Genomic DNA, 20,922 nt, shown 5'->3' on the forward strand with positions numbered 1-20,922 from the left:
CACGTGCACACGTCGCGGGCGTCACCTGGAGGGCCGCAGCAGATGGCGAATGAGGAGAAGCTCCGCGAGTACCTCAAGCGGATGACGGCCGATCTCTACGAGACGCGTCAACGCCTTCAGGACGCCCAGGAGAAGAGCCATGAACCGCTCGCCATCGTCGGGATGAGCTGCCGCTACCCGGGCGGGGTGACCTCGCCCGAGGAGCTGTGGCGGCTGCTCGACTCCGGTGGCGAGGGAATCAGCGAGTTCCCCGTGGACCGCGGCTGGGACACGGAGGGTCTGTACGACCCGACGGGCCGGGCCGAGGGCACGTCGTATGCGAAGGAGGGCGGCTTCCTGCACGAGGCGGCCGACTTCGACCCCGCCTTCTTCGGGATCAGCCCCAAGGACGCGCCCGCGGTGGACCCGCAGCAGCGGCTGCTGCTGGAGACGTCCTGGGAGGCCCTGGAGCGGGCCGGGATCGATCCGGCGAGCCTGCGCGGCAGCCGGACCGGGGTGTTCGCCGGGCTCATGTACCACGACTACTTCGGCAGCACGAGTTCCGGGTCCGCGCTCTCCGGCCGGGTCGCCTACAACTTCGGCTTCGAGGGTCCCGCGATCACCGTGGACACCGCGTGCTCGTCGTCGCTGGTGGCGCTGCATCTGGCCGGGCACGCCCTCCGTAAGGGCGACTGTTCGCTGGCCCTGGTCGGCGGGGTGACCGTGATGGCCACCCCGTGGACCTTCATCGAGTTCTCCCGGCAGCGCGGGCTGGCCGCGGACGGCCGGTGCAAGTCCTTCGCGGACGCGGCCGACGGCACCGGCTGGGCCGAGGGCGCCGGTGTGCTGCTGGTGGAGAAGCTCTCCGACGCCCGGCGGAACGGACACCCGGTGCTGGCCGTGGTGCGCGGTACCGCGGTGAACTCCGACGGCGCCTCGAACGGGCTGAGCGCCCCGAACGGCCCCGCCCAGCAACGGGTCATCGAACAGGCCCTGGTCAACGCGGGACTGGCCCCCGGCCAGATCGACGCGGTCGAGGCACATGGCACCGGTACCACCCTCGGTGACCCGATCGAGGCGCAGGCGCTGCTGGCGTCGTACGGACAGGACCGGGAGCGGCCGCTGTGGCTCGGCTCGGTCAAGTCGAACCTCGGGCACACCCAGGCCGCCGCCGGGGTCGCCGGCATCATGAAGATGGTGCTGGCCATGCGGCACGGCGTGCTGCCCAAGACGCTGCACGTGGACCGGCCCTCCACTCATGTGGACTGGACCGCGGGCGCGGTGGAGCTGCTCACCGAGGCGCGGGAGTGGCCGCGGACCGGGCAGCCCCGGCGGGCCGCGGTGTCCTCCTTCGGGTTCAGCGGCACCAATGCGCATGTGGTGCTGGAGCAGGCCGAAGCGGTGGCAGTCGACGGGACCGACGCCGAGGCCGGGTCCGCTGCGGAGCCGGTGCCGACCGCCGGGCCGGTGCCCTGGGTGTTGTCCGCCCGTTCCGAAGAGGCGCTCGCCGCCCAGGCCGGCCAAGTCGCGTCGTTCGCCGGGGACCGGCCGGAGACCACGCCGGGGGACATCGGCTGGTCGCTGGTCAACACCCGCTCCGCGCTGGAACACCGCGCGGTGGTCCTCGGTGCCGACCGGGACGGACTGCTGTCCGCCGCCCGGGGGCTGGCCGCCGGACGCCGCCCGGCCGGAGTGGTCGCCGATGTCGTCACCGACGGCAAGCTCGGCGTGCTGTTCACCGGGCAGGGCTCCCAACGGCCCGGAATGGGCCGGGAACTGCATGCGACGTACCCGGTGTTCGCCCGCGCCTTCGACGAGGTCTGTGCCGCATTCGACGGCCGGCTGCCGAAGCCGCTGCGCGAGGTCGTGCACGGCACCGACGATCTCCTCGACCAGACGCAGTACACCCAGGCCGCCCTGTTCGCCCTCGAGGTCGCGCTGTACCGGCTCACCGAATCCTGGGGCCTGGCGCCGGACCTCCTGATGGGCCACTCCATCGGTGAGGTCACCGCCGCCCATGTGGCCGGAGTCTGGTCGCTGAAGGACGCCGCCACCCTGGTGGCGGCCCGTGGCCGGCTGATGCAGGAACTCCCGTCCGGCGGCGCCATGGTGTCCGTACGGGCCACCGAGGACGAGGTCCGCCCCCTGCTGGCGGGCGAGGACCAGGTCGGTCTCGCCGCCGTCAACGGGCCCGGGTCCGTGGTGCTGTCCGGCGCCGAGGACGCGGTCGGCCGGATCGCCGCGGAACTGTCGGCGCGCGGCCGCAAGGTGAAGCGGCTGCGGGTCAGCCATGCCTTCCACTCGCCGCTGATGGAACCCATGCTCGACGCCTTCCGCGCGGTCGCGAAGGGCCTCACCTACGCCGAGCCCCGGATGCCCGTGGTGTCCAACGTGACCGGACGGCTCGCCACCGCCCAGGAGCTGTGCGACCCCGAGTACTGGGTGCGGCACGTCCGCGAGGCGGTGCGCTTCCATGACGGCCTGCTCGCCGGGCACGCCGAAGGGGTGACCACCTTCCTCGAACTCGGGCCCGGCGGGGTGCTCTCCGCCATGGGCCAGGACTGTCTGCCCGGTCACGACACCGTCCGGTTCCTGCCCGCCCTGCGCGAGAACCGCACCGAACCCGTCGCGCTGCTGGAGGCGGTGGGCGGGGCGTACGCCCGTGGCGCCACCGTGGACTGGAACCCGCTGCTCACCGGAGCCCGGCGGGTCGAGCTGCCCACCTACCCGTTCCAGCGGCGGCGGTACTGGCTGGACGAAGCGGCCGTCACCGGCGAGCCGGACCGTCCGGCCGCCGCGGACGACGCCCGGTTCTGGGACCTGGTCGCCCGCGAGAACCTCCCCGAACTGCTGCACACCCTGGAGCTGGACGAGGACCAGCCGCTCGGCGCGATCCTGCCGGCGCTGTCCGCCTGGCGCCGGCGTCAGGAGCACGAGTCCACGGTGGACAAGTGGGCCTACCGGATCTCCTGGAAGCCGGTTCCGGCCGGCGCCGCCGCGCTCACCGGCACCTGGCTCCTCGCCGGACCGGACGAGGACGACCGTCTCGCGGAGGCACTCACCGCGCACGGCGCCCATGTGGTCCCGTTCGCCCTCGGCGGCAGCCGTGAGGAACTCGCCGCCGCCTTGGCGGAACTCGACGGTGAGATCGCCGGAGTGCTGGCCCGGCTGACCGTCACCGAGGCGCCGGCCCTGGTACAGGCCCTGGGCGACGCGGGTATCGGCGCGCCCCTGTGGTGTGTCACCAGCGGGGCGGTGTCGACCGGCGCGGCGGACCCGCTGCGGGAGCCGGCACTCGCCCAGGTATGGGGGCTCGGCCGGACCGTCGCCCTGGAACAGTCCGACCGCTGGGGCGGACTCATCGACCTGCCCGCGGAACTGGACCGGACCGCGGCGGCCCGGCTCTGTGCCGTCCTCAGCGGCGGCGGAGACGAGGACCAGCTCGCGATCCGGCCGGCCGGGGTGTTCGCCCGCCGGCTGGTCCGCGCCCGCCTCGACCGGGACGCCGCGCCCTGGAAGCCCCGTGGCACCGTACTGATCACCGGCGGCACCGGCGCGCTCGGCGCCGCGTGCGCCCGCTGGCTCGCCGCCAACGGGGCCGGGCACCTGGTGCTCACCAGCCGCCGCGGCCCGGACGCCCCCGGCAGCACCGAACTCGCCGCGGAACTCACCGCGCTGGGCGCCGAGGTCACCCTCGCCGCCTGCGACGTGGCCGACCGCGAAAGCCTCGCCCGGCTGCTCGACGGCCTGCCCGAACCCCCCTCCGCGGTGCTGCACATCGCCGGCATCGGCGGGCCGGTCGTCCCGGTCACCGAGCTCGGCGAGGCGGACCTCGACGGGGTCCTCGCCTCCAAGGTCGCCGGTGCGGCCCACCTGGACGCCCTCCTCGGCGACCGGCAGCTGGACGCGTTTGTGCTGTTCTCCTCCGTCGCCGGGGTCTGGGGCAGCGGCGGCCAGGCCGGTTACGGCGCGGCCAACGCCTACCTCGATGCCCTCGCCGAACAGCGCCGGGCCCGCGGACTCACCGCCACCTCGGTGGCCTGGGCACCCTGGGGCGGGGGCGGCCTCGCGGAGGACGCCGCCGTACAGGACCAGCTCCGGCAGCGCGGACTGCCCGCGATGGCGCCGGAGCTGGCCATCAGCGCGCTGGCCGCGGCGCTCGGCCAGGACGAGACCTGTCTGACCGTCGCCGATGTCGACTGGGACCGGTTCATCCCCGGTTTCACCTTCGTCCGGCCGAGCCCGCTGTTCGCCGGAGTGCCCGAGGCACGCGGTCTGCTGAGCGGGGGTGACGGCCCGGCGGTCGCCGATTCGGCGCTGCGCAGGGAACTCGCCGGGCTGACCGACGCCGACCGGGACAAGGCGCTGCTGGACTTCGTCCGCACCCAGATAGCGGACGTCCTCGGCTACGACAGTCCCGAACTCGTCGATCCGGCACGGGCGTTCAAGGATCTGGGCTTCGACTCGCTGAGCGCGGTGGAGTTCCGCAACCGGCTCACCACCGCGTCGGGGCTGACCCTGCCCGCCACGATGATCTTCGACTATCCGACCCCGGCGGTCCTCGTCCGCCATCTGCGGGACGAGATCACGGACTCCGCCGGCACCCCGTCGGCCACTCCGGCCGTCGCGGCGTCCGACGAACCGATCGCCATCGTCGGCATGGGCTGCCGGCTGCCCGGCGGGGTCCGCACCCCGGAGCAGCTGTGGCAGCTCCTGGCCGAGGGGCGGGACGGGATCACCCCGTTCCCCGCCGACCGGGGCTGGGACACCGAGGGGATGTACGACAGCGACCCCGACCAGGCCGGCGCCAGCTATGTGCGGCACGGCGGCTTCATCGACGGCCTGGCCGAATTCGATGCCGGCTTCTTCGAGATCAGCCCGCGGGAGGCGATCTCGATGGACCCGCAGCAGCGGCTGCTGCTCGAAGTCGCCTGGGAGGCCATCGAGACCGCCGGGATCGACCCGGCGACCGTGCACGGCACCGACACCGGCGTGTTCGTCGGCGCCAACGGCAACGACTACATGAGCGTCCTGGCCGGCGCCGGACAGGGACCCGACGGATTCCTGGGCACCGGCACCAGCTACAGCGTGATGTCCGGCCGGGTCGCCTACGCCCTCGGCCTCGAAGGCCCCACGATGACCATCGACAGCGCCTGCTCCTCCTCACTGGTGGCGCTGCATCTCGCGGCCGCCGCACTGCGGTCGGGGGAGTGCTCGCTGGCCCTGGCCGGCGGGGTGACGCTGATGACCACCCCCGGTTCCTTCATCGAGTTCAGCCGACTGCGCGGCCTCGCCCCCGACGGCAAGTGCAAGGCCTTCGCCGAGGGCGCCGACGGCACCAACTGGGGTGAGGGCGTCGGTGTCCTGCTCGTCGAGCGGCTCTCCGACGCGGTGCGCAACGGCCATCCGGTGCTCGCCGTGGTCCGGGGCTCCGCGATCAACCAGGACGGTGCCTCCAACGGCCTGACCGCGCCCAACGGGCCCTCCCAGGCCCGGGTGATCCGGCAGGCCCTCGCCGCCGCCGGTCTCCAGGCGTCCGAGGTGGACGCCGTGGAGGCGCACGGCACCGGCACTCGCCTCGGCGACCCCATCGAGGCGCAGGCGCTGCTCAGCACGTACGGGGCGGAGCGTGACGGGGACCGGCCGCTGTGGCTCGGTTCGGTGAAGTCGAACATCGGGCACACGCAGGCCGCCGCCGGGGTCGCCGGCGTGATCAAGATGGTGCTCGCCATGCGGCACGGGCTGCTGCCGCAGACCCTGCATGTGGACGCGCCCTCGACCCATGTGGACTGGTCCAGCGGCGCGGTGGAACTGGTGACCGCGGCCCGGGCCTGGCCCGAACTGGACCGGCCCCGGCGCGCCGGGGTGTCCTCCTTCGGCTTCAGCGGCACCAACGCCCATCTGATCCTGGAGCAGGCCCCGGACCTTCCGGTGCCCCCCGTGGACGACGCGGTGGCGGACGGACCGCTGCCGTGGGTGCTCTCCGGCAAGACGCCGCAGGCACTGGCCGATCAGGCCGCACGGCTCGCGGAGCACCTCACGGACGCCCCGGACACCGCGCCCGGCGACCTCGCCTGGTCGCTGCTCACCTCCCGGACGGCCTTCGAGCACCGGGCCGCGGTGATCGGCACGGACCTTGACGACCTCCGGCGCGGCCTGGCGGCGCTCGCCTCCGGTGCCGCCGGGGCCGAGGTGGTGACCGGCACGGCCACCACCGGTGCGCTCGCGGTGATGTTCACCGGCCAGGGCGCCCAGCGGGCCGGCATGGGCGCCGGACTGCACCGTCGCTACCCGGTCTTCGCGCGGGCCTTCGACGAGGCCGCCGCCGAACTGGACCGGTGGCTGCCCCGTCCGCTCCGCGAGATCGTCTGGGCCGAACCCGGTTCCCCGGACGCCGCGTTACTGGACCGGACCCAGTACACCCAGGCCGCCCTGTTCGCGGTCGAGGTCGCCCTGTACCGGCTGCTGGAGTCCTGGGGCGTCCGCCCCGACCGGCTGGTCGGCCACTCCATCGGTGAAGTGGTCGCGGCCCATGTGGCCGGGGTGTGGTCGCTGCCGGACGCCTGCGCCCTGGTCGCCGCGCGCGGCCGGCTGATGCAGGAACTGCCCGCCGAGGGCGCGATGGTGTCGGTCCGCACCACCGAGGACGAGGTCACCGCGCTGCTCGCCGGGCGTGAGCACGAGGTCGGTATCGCGGCCGTGAACGGCCCCGCCTCCGTGGTCATCTCCGGAGCGGAGAAGGCCGTACTGGAGGTCGCGGAAACCCTCGCCGCCGCGGGGGTCACCACCAAGCGGCTGGCGGTCAGCCATGCCTTCCACTCCCCGCTGATGGAACCGATGCTGGACGCCTTCCGGCAGACCGTGGCCGGGCTGACCTTCCGGGCACCACGCATGGAGATCGTGTCCAACGTGACCGGCCGGCCGCTCACCGCGGAGGAGGCGTGCTCGCCGGACTACTGGGTCGGCCATGTCCGCGGTGCGGTGCGGTTCTGCGACGGGGTGCGCGCCCTGGAGGCCGCCGGGGTGCGGACCTTCCTCGAAGTCGGCCCGGACGGCGTGCTGTCCGGGATGGGCCAGGAGTGTGTGACCGGCGAGGACACCGTGCTGGTGCCGACGCTGCGCCGGGACCGCGCCGAGGACGGGGCCGCGGTGACCGCGCTGGCCCGGCTGCGGCTGCGGGGCGTCCCGGCCGACTGGACGGCCTTCTTCTCCGGACGCGGTGCGCGGCGGGTGGACCTGCCCACCTACGCCTTCCAGGGCGAGCGCTACTGGCCGCGGCCGTCCGGCACGGCCGGTGACGTCACCGCCGCCGGACTGGGCGCCGCCGGTCATCCGCTGCTCGGCGCCGCCGTCGCGGTGGCCGGCTCCGACGAGGTCCTGTTCACCGGGCGGATCGGCACCCACAGCCACCCCTGGCTCGCCGACCACGCCATCGGCGACCTGGTCCTGCTGCCCGGCACCGCGTTCGTCGAAATGGCGATACGGGCCGGTGACGAGGTCGGCTGCGGTCTGCTGGAGGAGCTGACGCTGGCGGCGCCGCTGGCGCTGCCCGAGCGGGGCGCGGTCCGGCTCCAGGTCGTGGTCGGCGCCGCGGACGAGGACGGCCGCCGCTCGCTGAGCGTGCACTCCCAGCCGGATTCGGCCGCCGCCGAGCAGGACTGGACCCGGCACGCCACCGGTGTCCTGGCCCCCGCCGGCGCCCCCGGCGGCTACGCCGAAACCGCCTGGCCCCCGGCCGGCGCCGAGCCCGTCGACACCGCGGACTACTACCCGCACCTGGCCGAGGCAGGCATGAACTACGGCCCGGTCTTCCAGGGCCTGCGGGCCGCCTGGCGGCGCGGCGAGGAGGTCTTCGCCGAGGTCGCCCTGCCCGAGGAGGCGGCCGAGGACGCCGGCTCCTTCGGGCTGCATCCCGCCCTGCTGGACGCCGCGCTGCACGCGGCCGGGCTGGGCTCCTTCTTCGACGGTGAAGGGGGCGCACGGCTCCCGTTCGCCTGGAGCGGTCTGACGCTGCACGCGGCCGGCGCCGCCACCTTGCGGGTGCGGATCGCACCGGCCGGGACGGACGCCGTCTCGGTGGCCGCCGCGGACGGGACGAACACCCCGGTCGCCACCGTGGAGTCCCTGGTCCTGCGCAGTCAGGACCCGGCCGCCACGGTCACGGCACCGTCCCTGCCCGACTCGCTGTACCGGATCGACTGGCCCGCGGTCGCCGCCGAACCCGCCGACACCACGGCCTGGGCGACCCTCGGAGCACTCGACGGGGCACCGGAGACGGCCGTTCGGTACGCCGGCCTGGCCGCGCTGACCGCCGCGCTCGACACCGGCACCCCGGCGCCGGTGGTGGTACTCGTCCCGTGCGCCGGCGACACCGATGCCGACGAACTGCCCCGTGAGATACGGGCGTTGACCGGCCGGATGCTGGAGCTGGTGCGGGAGTGGCTGGCCGACGAGCGTCTGGAGAACACCACACTGGCCGTGGTCACCCGCGGCGCGGTCGCGACACACGCCGATGAGGGCATCGCGGATCTCGCCGCGGCCCCGGTCTGGGGCCTGCTGCGGTCCGCGCAGTCGGAGAACCCGGAGCGGATCGTCCTGATCGACTCGGACGGCTTGGGCGGCCCGGAGCTGCTCGCCGCGGCGCTCGGCTCCGGTGAAACCCAACTGGCCATGCGTGAAGGCGAGTTGCTGACCCCGCGGCTGGCGTCGCTGGCCTCCGGCGGCACGCTGGTGCCACCGGTCCGGGGCCCGGCCTGGAAGCTGGACATCACCAGCGCCGGAACATTCGACAACCTCGCGCTGGTGCCCTCGGACGCGGACCGCGCTCTGGTTCCCGGCGAGGTCCGGATCGGGGTGCGGGCGGCCGGGCTGAACTTCCGCGACGTCATGATCGCGCTCGGGATGTACCCGGAGAAGGCGGCCATGGGCATCGAGGCCGCCGGTGTGGTCCTCGAAGTCGGCCCCGAGGTCACCGACTTCGCCCCCGGCGACCGCGTGATCGGCATGTTCGCCGGGGCGTTCGGGCCGGTGGCCATCACCGATGGCCGCATGCTGGCGCGGATCCCCGACGACTGGTCCTACGTCCGGGCCGCCTCGGTGCCGATCGTCTTTTCCACCGCCTACTACGGTCTGGTGGAACTCGGCGGACTCCAGGCCGGGGAGTCGGTGCTGGTGCACAACGCGGCCGGCGGCGTCGGCATGGCCGCCGTACAGCTCGCCCGGCACCTCGGCGCGGAGGTCTTCGGCACGGCCAGCGCCGGAAAGTGGGACACCCTGCGCGCGAGCGGTCTGGACGAGGAGCACCTCGCCTCCTCCCGCGACCTGGACTTCGAGGAGAAGTTCCGCCGCACCACCGGCGGCCGCGGGATGGACGTCGTCCTGGACGCGCTGGCCCGCGAGTTCGTGGACGCCTCGCTGCGTCTGCTGCCCCGCGGCGGCCGCTTCCTGGAAATGGGCAAGACCGATGTGCGCACCCCCGAGGAGGTCGCGGCCGCCTACCCCGGTGTGGAGTACCAGGCCTTCGACCTGATGATCGGCGCCGGTCCGCAGCGGGTCGGCGAGGTGCTGCGGGAGGTGGTGCGCCTGCTCGACTCCGGTGCGCTGCGGCCGATCCCGGTCACCACCTGGGACGTCCGGCGGGCCCCGGACGCCTTCCGGTACCTCGCCAAGGCCCGGCACACCGGCAAGATCGTGCTGACCATGCCGGAGACCCTCGACGAAGGGGGCACGGTCCTCGTCACCGGCGGCACCGGCACCCTCGGCGGACTGGCCGCCCGGCGCCTGGTGCGCGAACACGGCGTCCGGCACCTGCTGTTGACCAGCCGCACCGGCCGGTCGGCGGACGGCGCAGCGGAGCTGGAGAGCGAACTGCGCGCACTCGGCGCCGAGGTGGAGATCGCCGCCTGCGACGCGGCCGACCGCCCGGCGCTGCGGGAACTGCTCGCCGGCATCCCCGCCGACCGTCCGCTGACCGCGGTGGTGCACACCGCCGGAGTCCTGGACGACGGGGTGATCGGCTCGCTGACCCCGGAACGGCTCGACACGGTGCTGCGGCCCAAGGTGGACGCCGCGGTGAATCTGCACGAGCTCACCGCCGGCCAGGATCTCGCCGCCTTCGTCCTGTACTCCGCCGCGGCCGGCACCTTCGGCGGCGCCGGGCAGGGCAACTACGCGGCGGCGAATGTGTTCCTGGACGCGCTGGCCGCCCACCGGCGGGCCAACGGCCTGCCCGGCACCGCGCTGGCCTGGGGCCTGTGGACGGAGACCAGCGGTATCACCCGGCACCTCGGCGAGGCCGATGTCCGGCGTATGAGCCGGGCCGGAATGCCCCCGCTGTCCACCGAAGAGGGCATGACGCTCTTCGACGCGGCACTGCGGGCCGACGAACCGGCGATGCTGCCGGCCCGGCTGGACGTCTCGGTGTTCCGCGGCGCCCCCGCCGAGGCCGTACCCCCACTGCTGCGCGGGCTGGTGCGGGCCCCGGCCCGGCGGACGGTGGCGGCCGCCACCCGCTCGGCGGACGACTTCGCCCAGCGGCTGACCGGTCTGACCGCCGAGGAGATCGACGGCGTGCTGCTGGACTTCGTCCGGGAACAGGCCGCGGCCGTCCTCGGCCACGGCTCGCCGGCCGCGGTGGAACCGGGCCGGGCGTTCAACGAGATGGGCTTCGACTCGCTGACCGCGGTCGAGTTCCGCAACCGGCTGAACGGGGCCGCCGGCCTCCGGCTGCCCGCCACGCTGGTCTTCGACTACCCCAACGCGGAAGTGCTGGCGGCGCACCTCAAGGAGACGCTGGCCCCCGAGGCCGCCGATCCGGCCGCCGTGGTGCTCGGCGAACTCGAACGGCTGGAGAGCGCCCTTGCCGGGCTGTCCCCGGACGAGGGCGCCGGAGCCTCCATCGCCGGCCGGCTGAAGGCCCTCACCAAAGCGTGGGAGGACCGGCGGTCCACGGCCGGCCCGACCGATGTCAAGGACAGGCTCCAAGCGGCGAGCACCGACGAGGTCTTCGCGTTCATCAACGACGAACTCGGACTCTCCTGATGCGCAAGCCGGAGACCGACAAGGAAGGCGCGCCTGATGGCGGATGAAGAGAAGCTGGTCGACTATCTCAAGCGGGTCGCGGCTGATCTGCACGACACCCGGCAGCGCCTGCGCGAGGCCGAGGAGAAGGGCCGGCAGCCGCTCGCGATCATCGGCATGAACTGCCGCTACCCGGGGGCCGCTACCCCGGAGCAGCTCTGGGATCTGGTCGCCGCCGGTGCGGACCCGATCTCCGACTTCCCCGCCGACCGCGGCTGGGACACCGACGAGCTGTACGACGCCGACCCGGAGAAATCCGGCAAGAGCTATGTCAAGCAGGGCGGCTTCGTCTACGACGCGATCGACTTCGACGCCGCGTTCTTCGGCATCAGCCCGCGCGAGGCGCTCGCGATGGACCCCCAGCAGCGGGTGGTCCTGGAAGCCGCCTGGGCGGCCTTCGAAGACGCGCGGATCGACCCGACCAGCGCGCGGGGCAGCGATACCGGGGTCTTCTTCGGTGCCAGCGGCGCCGAGTACGTCCCGGTGATCCAGCAGCTCCCGGACGCGTCCGAGGGCTACACGATGACCGGTGTGGCCAGCAGCGTGCTGTCCGGCCGGGTCTCGTACTCCTTCGGCTTCGAGGGCCCCGCGGTGACCGTGGACACCGCCTGCTCGTCCTCGCTGGTCGCCCTGCACATGGCGGCCCAGGCGCTGCGGCAGGGGGAGTGCTCCCTGGCCCTGGCCGGCGGGGTCACGGTGATGGGCACCCCGGGGGTGTTCACCAGCTTCTCCCGGCAGCGCGGACTGTCCCCGGACGGCCGCTGCAAGGCGTTCGCGGCCGGGGCCGACGGCACCGGCTGGGCGGAGGGCGTCGGGGTGGTGCTCGTCGAGCGGCTCTCCGACGCCCTGCGCAACGGGCATCCGGTGCTCGCGGTGCTGCGCGGTTCCGCGGTGAACCAGGACGGCGCCTCGAACGGTCTGACCGCGCCCAACGGCCCCTCCCAGATACGGGTGATCCGCCGGGCCCTGGAGAACGCGGGCATCACCGCGGCCCAGGTCGACGCGGTCGAGGCGCACGGCACCGGCACCACCCTCGGTGACCCCATCGAGGCACAGGCGCTGCTCGCCACGTACGGCAAGGCACGGACCGGGGAACGGCCGCTGTGGCTCGGCTCGGTCAAGTCCAACATCGGGCACGCCCAGCAGGCCGCCGGTATCGCCGGTGTGATCAAGATGGTGATGGCCCTGCGCCACCGGGTGCTGCCGAAGACCCTGCACGTGGACGCGCCCACCCCGCATGTGGACTGGGAGTCCGGCGCGGTGGAACTGCTCACCGAGGCCAAGCCGTGGGAGAGCGCCGACCATCCGCGGCGCGCCGGGGTGTCCTCGTTCGGCATCAGCGGCACCAATGTGCACCTGATTCTGGAGGAGGCCCCCGACGCGGAGGCCGGCCCCCCGGCCGCCGAGGAGGCCCCGGCCCGGACCCCGGGCCTGGCCGCCACCGGCACCGTGCCCTGGATCCTGTCCGGTGCGACCGCCGGGGCGCTGCGGGCACAGGCCGCACAGCTGCGGGCCTTCGTGGCGGACCGGCCGGAGCTGGACCCGGCCACCGTCGGATACTCCCTGGCCACCACCCGGGCCGCCCTGGAACACCGGGCGGTCGTGGTCGGCGCGGACCGCGCGGAGCTGCTCGGCGGGCTGACCGCGCTGGAACACGGTGAACCCGCCGGAAACCTGGTGGAAGGCATCACCGGCAGCCGGGGCAAGGCCGCCTTCCTCTTCCCCGGCCAGGGATCGCAGTGGGCCGGCATGGCCGTGGAACTGCTCGACTCCGCCCCGGTGTTCGCCGACCGGATACGGGAGTGCGAGACCGCGCTGTCGGCGTTCACCGACTGGTCGCTGACCGACGTACTGCGGGGCGCGGAGGGCGCCCCGGGCTTCGACCGGGTGGACGTGGTGCAGCCCGCGCTCTGGGCGGTGATGGTCTCCCTGGCCGCGCTGTGGCAGTCCTGCGGCATCACCCCGTCCGCCGTGGTCGGGCACAGCCAGGGCGAGATCGCGGCCGCCTGTGTGGCCGGGGCGCTGTCCCTGGAGGACGCGGCCCGGGTGGTCGCCCTGCGCAGCAAGACCCTGATCGAACTGGCCGGGCACGGCGGCATGGTGTCCGTTCCGCTGTCGCTGGACCAGGCCGGGGAGCGGCTGCGGGCCTGGGGCGAGCGGCTGTCCGTCGCCGCGGTCAACGGGCCGGGCTCGGTGGTCGTCTCCGGTGAACCGCAGGCCCTGCAAGAGCTGCTGGACGGCTGCGCGGCCGACGGGGTGCGCGCCCGCCGGATCGAGGTGGACTACGCCTCGCACTCGGCACAGGTGGAGCAGATCCGGGAACGGCTGCTGGAGGTGCTCGCCCCGGTCCGTCCGCGGGCCGCCGATATCCCGGTGTACTCCACGCTCACCGGGGACTGGCTGGACACCACGACCATGGACGCGGACTACTGGTACCGCAGTCTGCGGCAGACCGTCCTGTTCGAGCCGGCCGTCCGCGGTCTGCTCGACGCCGGCTACGGCACCCTGATCGAGGTCAGCGCGCACCCCGTCCTCGCGCTCGGCGTGCAGGACACCATCGAGGCCACCGGCAAGTCCGCGCTGGTCACCGGTTCGCTGCGGCGCGACGAGGGCGGCGTGGCCCGGTTCCTCACCTCGCTCGGGCAGGTGCATGCCCACGGGCAGAGCCCGGACTGGGCCGCCGTGTTCGGCGGGGCCGCGGACGGCACGGTCACCTTGCCGACCTACGCCTTCGAGCGGCAGCGGTACTGGCCGAAGGGCACGATGACCGCGACCGGTGACGCCGCCGGCTTCGGGCTGAGCGCCGCCGGCCACCCGCTGCTCGGCGCCGTGGTGACCCTGGCCGACGACGAAGGAGTGCTGTTCACCGGGCGGCTGTCGCTGTCCACCCACGCCTGGCTGGCCGACCATGTGGTCGCCGGACGGGCGGTCCTGCCCGGCACCGCGTTCGTGGAACTGGCCGTGCGCGCCGGTGACGAGGTCGGCTGCGAGGTCCTGGAGGAACTCACCCTCGCGGCCCCGCTGGTACTGCCGGACCGGGGCGGCATCCGGCTCCAGCTCGCCGTCGGCGGGCCCGACGACGCCGGCCGCCGTGAGCTGAGCGTGCGCTCCCGGCCGGAGGACGCACCCGACGAGGAGCCCTGGACCACACACGCCACCGGCACGCTCGCCCCCGGCGCGGGCTCCGCCGGTCCGCGCGCGGAGTCCTGGCCGCCCGAGGGGGCCGAACCCGTCGACTGCGACGGGCTCTACGAACGGTTCGAGGGCACCGGCCTGTCCTACGGCCCGGTGTTCCGGGGCCTGCGCGCGGTGTGGCGACGCGGCAGCGAGCTGTTCGCCGAGGTCGCGCTGCCCGAGGCGGCCGAGGACGAGGGCGCCGCGTTCGGACTGCATCCCGCGCTGCTGGACGCGGCCCTGCACCCGCTCGCCCTCGGCGGGTTCGTCGAGGACGGGAACGGGGACCGGCCGTGGCTGCCGTTCGCCTGGTCCGGGGTGCGGCTGCACGCCGCGGGCGCCGGCACGGTGCGGGTGCGCCTGTCCCCGACGGGCGCGAACGCGCTCTCGGTGACCGTCGCGGACGCCACCGGCGCCCCGGTCGCCTCGGTGGCCTCCCTGATGCTGCGTCAGCTCACCTCCGGCACGCTCGACGGGACCGGCCCCACCTTCCACGAAGCCCTCTTCCGGGTCGACTGGACCCCGGCGCCGGTCCCGGCGGACCTCCCGGCCGCCACCGTCGCCCTGCTGGGCGCGGCCGCGCCGGACCACCGTGCGGCACTCGAAGCGGCCGGCTCCCGGGTCGACGAGTACCCGGAACTGGCCGCGCTGCGCCGCGCCATGGACGCCGGTGCGCCGGTGCCCGACGTCGTGCTCCTCTCCTGCGCCTCGCCGGAGGCACCCGAGGTCACCGCGGCGGTACGGGAGGCGACCGGCCGGCTGCTCGGACTCGCCCAGGAATGGCTGGCCGAGGAGCGGTTCGCCGACGCCCGGCTGGTGATTGTCACCCAGGGCGCGGTGGCCGCCGGGCCCGGGGCGGACCTCACGGATCTGGTGCACGCCCCGGTCTGGGGCCTGCTGCGCACCGCCCAGTCCGAACACCCCGGCCGGTTCGTCCTCCTGGACTCCGACGGGCTGGAGACCTCTGCCCGTGCCCTGCCCGCCGCGCTGGCCCTCGGCGCGGACCAGCTCGCCCTGCGGGCCGGTGAGATCCGGCTGCCGCGGCTGGCCAGGATGGCCGTATCCGCCGACCCCGCACCCGAGTTCACCCCCGGCGGCACCGTACTGATCACCGGCGGCACCGGAACCCTGGGCGCGCTGTTCGCCCGTCATCTGGTGACCGAGCACGGCGTCCGGCACCTCCTGCTGACCAGCCGCAGCGGCAGCGCGGCCAAGGGCGCGGCCGAACTGACGGCCGCACTGCGGGAACTCGGCGCCGAAGTGGAGATCGCCGCCTGCGACGCGGCCGACCGTACGGCGCTGCGCGAACTGCTCGCCGCCATCCCCGAGGACCGTCCGCTGACCGGCGTGATCAGCGCCGCCGGCACCCTGGACGACGGGGTGCTGGAGTCGCTGGACCAGGAGCGTCTGGACGCGGTGATGCGGCCCAAGGTGGACGCCGCCTGGCATCTGCACGAGCTGACCCGGGACCTCGACCTGGCGGCCTTCGTGGTGTTCTCCTCCGCCGCCGGTGTCCTCGGCGGCTCCGGGCAGGCGAACTACGCCGCCGCCAACGCCTTCGTCGACGCCCTCGCCGCACACCGGCGCGCCACCGGGCTGCCCGCGCTCTCCCTGGCATGGGGCCGCTGGACGGAGACGAGCGGTCTGACCGAGACGCTGGACGAGGCCGCGCTCGCCCGGATGTCCCGCTCCGGCATGACCGGACTGTCCACGGCGCAGGGCGTCGCCCTGTTCGACGCGGCACGCGCCGCGGGGGACGCGCTGCTGGTCCCCGCGCGGCTCGACCTCGCCGCACTGCGGCAGCAGGCCGGTTCCGGGATGGTGCCCGAGCTGCTGCGCGGCCTGGTCCGGATGCCCGGCCGGCGGCAGGTGGACAGCGGTGCCGCCGCCACCTCCGAACTGCGCGAGCGGCTGACCGGGATGTCCGCCGCGGAACGGGACCGCACCCTGCTCGATCTGGTCCGCGCCCAGGTCGCGGCCGTGCTCGGCTACGCCGGTCCGCACGCCGTGGAATCCTCCCGGCCGTTCAAGGAGATCGGCTTCGACTCGCTGACCGCGGTCGAACTCCGCAACCGGCTCGGCGCGGCGGTCGGCCTCCGGCTGCCCGCGACCCTGGTGTTCGACTATCCGACCCCGCTGGAGCTCGCCGGGTTCGTCCGGGACGAACTGCTCGGCGCGGCCGCCGGCACCACGGCCGGTGCACCCGCCGCCGTCCGCGCCGATGAGCCGGTCGCCATCATCGGGATGAGCTGCCGCTACCCCGGTGGCGTCGACTCACCGGAGAAGCTGTGGCAGCTGCTGACCAGCGGCACGGACGCGGTCTCCGCCTTCCCCGCGGACCGGGGCTGGGACATGGAGCGCCTCTTCGACCCGGACCCGGACCACCCGGGCACCAGCTACTGCACCGAGGGCGGATTCCTCTACGACGCGGCGCGGTTCGACGCCGGCTTCTTCGGGATCAGCCCGAAGGAGGCCCTGGCGATGGACCCGCAGCAGCGGCTGCTGCTGGAGACCTCCTGGGAGACCTTCGAGCGCGCCGGGATCGACCCGGCGGCGCTCAAGGGCAGTGGCACCGGTGTGTTCGCCGGGGTGATGTACAACGACTACGGCATGCTGACCGCCGCGTCCGAACAGCTCGACGGCTATGTGGGCGTCGGCGTCGCCGGCGGCGCCGTCTCCGGCCGGATCTCCTACACCTTCGGCCTGGAGGGCCCCGCGGTCACCGTGGACACGGCCTGTTCGTCCTCGCTGGTCGCCCTGCATCTCGCGGTACAGGCCCTGCGGCAGGGAGAGTGCTCCCTCGCCCTGGCCGGCGGGGTGTCGGTGATGGCGACGCCGGGCACCTTCATCGACTTCTCCCGGCAGCGCGGGCTCGCCCCGGACGGCCGGTGCAAGTCCTTCGCGGACGCCGCCGACGGCGCCGGCTGGGCCGAGGGCGCGGGCGTCCTGCTCGTCGAGCGGCTGTCCGACGCGGTGCGCAACGGGCACCCGGTGCTCGCCGTGGTGCGGGGTTCGGCGGTGAACCAGGACGGCGCCTCCAACGGGATGACCGCGCCGAACGGCCCGTCCCAGCAGCGGCTGATCCGCCAGGCCCTGGCCAACGCCCGTCTGAACGCCGACCAGATCGACGCGGTGGAGGCACACGGCACGGGCACCACCCTCGGTGACCCCATCGAGGCACAGGCCCTGCTGGCCACCTACGGGCAGGACCGGCCCGAGGACCACCCGATGTGGCTCGGCTCGATCAAGTCCAACATCGGGCACACCCAGGCCGCCGCCGGTGTGGCCGGGGTGATGAAGATGGTCCTCGCCATGCAGCACGGCGTACTGCCGCGGACGCTGCATGTGGACCGGCCCTCCACCCACGTGGACTGGGAGTCCGGCGCGGTCGAGCTGCTCACCGAGGCACGCGAGTGGCCGGAGACCGGACAGCCCAGGCGGGCCGCGGTCTCCTCGTTCGGGATCAGCGGCACCAACGCGCATCTGATCCTGGAACAGCCCTCGGCGGCCCGTACCCCGGCCGCCGCCGCCACCGGGCCGGCCCCCGCGGTGCTGCCGTGGGTGCTCTCCGCGCACTCGGCCCAGGCCCTGCGGGCCCAGGCCGGCCGGCTGGCCGCCCTCGCCGAGGGCGACCCGGACCCGGTGGACGTGGGCTTCTCCCTGGTGTCGACCCGGTCCGCGCTACGGCACCGCGCCGTCCTGGTCGGGGACCGCGAGACACTGCTCACCGGCGCCCGGGCACTGGCCGCGGGGACGACCCCGGCGGGTGTGGCCTCCGGCGTCGCGGGGGAGGGCCGGATCGGTGTGCTCTTCACCGGCCAGGGTGCCCAGCGCCTCGGGATGGGCCGCGAACTCCACGCGCATTACCCGGTGTTCGCCCGCGCCTGGGACGAGGTGTGCGCGGCATTCGACGCACTGCTGCCCCGGCCGCTGCGCGAGGTGGTGTGGGCCGAACCGGGCAGCCCCGAGGCGGCCCTGCTGGACCAGACCCAGTACGCCCAGGCCGCGCTGTTCGCCGTCGAGGTCGCGCTGTTCCGGCTGGTGGAATCCCTCGGTGTGGTCCCGGACGCCCTGCTGGGCCACTCCATCGGTGAGGTCACCGCGGCCCATCTCGCGGGTGTCTGGCCGCTCGCGGACGCGGCGAAGCTGGTCGCGGCCCGCGGCCGGCTCATGCAGAGCCTGCCCGCCGGCGGTGTGATGGTCGCCGTACGGGCCCCCGAGGACGTGGTGCTGCCGCTGCTCTCCGGACAGGTGAGCATCGCCGCGGTGAACGGGCCGGAGGCCGTGGTGCTCTCCGGCGACGGGGCCGCGGTGACCGAACTCGCCGCGACCCTGGCGGACAAGGGGTACCGCACCAAGCAGCTCCGGGTCAGCCATGCGTTCCACTCGCCCCTGATGGACCCCGTCCTGGACGAGTTCCGCACCGTCGCCGAGAGCCTGACCTACGCCGAACCGCGGATCCCCGTGGTCTCCAACCTGACCGGCCGGCCCGCCGAGCCGGACCAGCTGCGCGACCCCGGCTACTGGGTCCGGCACGTCCGGGAGGCCGTGCGCTTCCACGACGGCATGCAGGCGCTGCACACCGAGGGGCTGGATACCTTCCTCGAACTCGGCCCCGGCGGCGTGCTCAGCGCCATGGGCCAGGAGAGCCTGCCCGGCGGGGAGTTCCTGCCCGCGCTGCGCAAGGACCGGGCGGAGGGCGAGGCGCTGCTCCAGGCCCTCGCCGGTGCCCATGTCCGCGGCGCCACGGTGGACTGGCTCCCGCTGTGCGGCGGTGGCCGCCGGGTCGCCCTGCCCACCTACGCCTTCCAGCGGCAGCGGTACTGGCCCGAGGCCGACGGCCCGGCCGGTGACAGCCGCCCGGACGCAGCGGACCCGGTCGAGTCCCGCTTCTGGGAGCTGGTGGAACAGGAGGACCTCGGCGCGCTGCTGCGCACCCTGGACCTCGACGAGAACCAGCCGATCGGCGCGCTGCTGCCGGCCCTGTCCGCCCTCCGCCGCGGCGAGTCCGCGGCGGACGGCACGCGCTACCGGGCCGACTGGCACGCGGTCAGCGAACTGCCCACGGCGGAACTGTCCGGCACCTGGGCGCTGCTCGTCCCCGAGCAGCACCGGGAAGGGGGCTGCGCACGGTCGGTCGCCGAGGCGCTGCGGGCACACGGCGCCGAGGTGCGGCAGCTCACCGTGACCGGCGCGGACGCCGACCGGGAACGGCTGACCGGACTGCTCGCCGGACTCCCCGCAGGCATCGCCGGGGTGGTCTCCCTGTGGGCACTGGACGAGCAGCCGCACCCCGAGCACCCCTCGGTCCCGTCCGGCGTGGCCGGAACCCTGGCGCTGACCCAGGCGCTCGACGAGGCGGCGCCGGCAACACCGCTGTGGTGCCTGACCCGGGGCGCGGTCTCGCTGACCCGTACGGGCCGCACGGCCGGAACGGCACCAGCACTGGTGTGGGGCCTCGGCCGGGCGGTCGCCGCGGCCCGGTCCGGACACCGGGGCGGCCTGATCGATCTCCCGGAGACCCTGGACGCCCGCCAAGGCGCCTGGCTGGCCCAGCTGCTGGCCGATGCCGACGGCGAGGACGAGCTGGCCCTGCGCCCCTCCGGGGTGTTCGCCCGCCGCCTGGGCCACGCGGGCCGGGGCACCGCCCACCGGCCCTGGCGGCCCACGGGCACCGTGCTGCTCGCCGGTGAACTGGGCGCCGCCGGAGCACCGGTCGCCCGCTGGCTGGCCCGCAACGGCGCCGCGCATCTGATGGTGCCCCGCGCACTCGCGGGGGAGTCCCTCGGCGTCCCGGTGACCATCATCGACGAGGCCCTCACCGACCACGAGGCGGTGGCCCGGCTGCTGGACCGCATCCCCGCGGCACATCCGCTGAGCACCGTGGTGCACGGCATCGGCGGCGCCGAGGACCAGCCGGTCGGCTCCGCCACCGTCGACCGGTTCGGCCAGGTGCTGGAGCGGGCCGTGCGCGAGTCCGAGAATCTGCACGAACTCGCCCGCGACGCCTCGGCGTTCGTCCTGCTCGCCCCGGCGGCGAGCACCTGGGGCGATCCGTCGCAGGCCGCGGTCACCGCGGCGGGCGCGTACCGCGAGGAGCTGGTGCGCCGGCGCCGGGCCGAAGGGCTCAGCGGGACGGTGCTCTGCTGGGACGGTGCGCCCGCCCCGGAGAGCGTGTTCGCCCGGGCGGTCGGGTGCGGCGAGCAGTCCGTCACGGTCGCCGAGGCGGACTGGGCGGAACTCGCCATCACCCGGACCGGTTCGCTGCTGCGCGCCCTGCCCGAGGTGCGCCGGCCCGCCCAGGAGCCCGCGGCGGACACCGGTGACGACGTGGACCCGGAAGCATTGCGGGCCTATCTGAAGGAGTTGGACGCGGCGGACCGGCAGGAGACCCTGCTGGACATCGCCCGCGGTGTCGCGGCCCGGGCATTGGGACACGAAAGCGCCTCGGCGGTCGAACCCGACCTCGATTTCCTCGATGCCGGCTTCAATTCGCTGTCCGCGGTCGAATTCCGTAATGCACTGAACCGCATCACCGGACTGTCGCTGCCCGCCGCGCTTGTCTACGATTATCCGACCCCCAACGCGGTCGTCGAGTTCCTGGAATCCGAACTCGCCTGACACCGCCCGGGTGTTGTTCAGGTCCTCGCCGGACGGGCCCGTCCCGTCCGGCGAACCGGCCTTCCCCCT

2 protein-coding genes are annotated in these 20,922 nt (G+C 74.3%); both read left to right on the plus strand.

Translation table 11 applies throughout. The features are described 5' to 3' along the window. Positions 1 to 3: 3 nt before the first annotated feature. Positions 4 to 11,019 carry a type I polyketide synthase gene (locus AC3EUV_RS21655; protein ID WP_435603639.1) on the plus strand — a complete coding sequence of 3,672 codons (11,016 nt, stop codon included), beginning with the start codon at positions 4 to 6 and terminating at the stop codon, positions 11,017 to 11,019. A 33-nt stretch (positions 11,020 to 11,052) separates the two neighbouring features. Then, on the plus strand, positions 11,053 to 20,853 hold the full coding sequence (locus AC3EUV_RS21660) for a type I polyketide synthase (RefSeq protein WP_435603647.1): 9,801 nt from the start codon (positions 11,053 to 11,055) through the stop codon (positions 20,851 to 20,853). The last annotated feature ends 69 nt before the right edge of the window (positions 20,854 to 20,922 follow it).

It is taken from the genome of Streptomyces sp. bgisy130, from assembly GCF_057708345.1.